General features: G+C 42.4%; 1 protein-coding gene. It reads right to left on the bottom strand.

The features are described from left to right. Window positions 1–278, bottom strand: a 278-nt coding sequence (locus AAEY78_RS12820; protein ID WP_352339707.1) for a tyrosine/phenylalanine carboxypeptidase domain-containing protein, incomplete at both ends; no start/stop codon positions are given.

Here is a 278-nt window from a genome sequence, read left to right as displayed (position 1 = left end):
CGCTTAGCATTACCTCTACGTTGATCCCTACCATACTGGCATTAACTTGCTCAGATAAAATACGCACAGCATCGCTTGCTGCTATATTTTTAGGATCGTCTGGCAGTATATCGGCAATTAATAAGTTTTTAAGCGGCCGCTCTAACATGTTTGCCAGCTCAGTAAGTGAAGGCTCACCAGCATGAAACAAATCTTTAGGGTGCCCAAATAGCTCTACTGATAGGTCATGAAATTCAGGCGTTCCTCGATATTCCAGCATGCTTAATACGGTTTTATAC

This window comes from Psychrobacter sp. 16-MNA-CIBAN-0192 (genome assembly GCF_040309565.1).
Classification (GTDB): domain Bacteria; phylum Pseudomonadota; class Gammaproteobacteria; order Pseudomonadales; family Moraxellaceae; genus Psychrobacter.
This window is presented reverse-complemented; position numbering and strand designations above follow the sequence as displayed.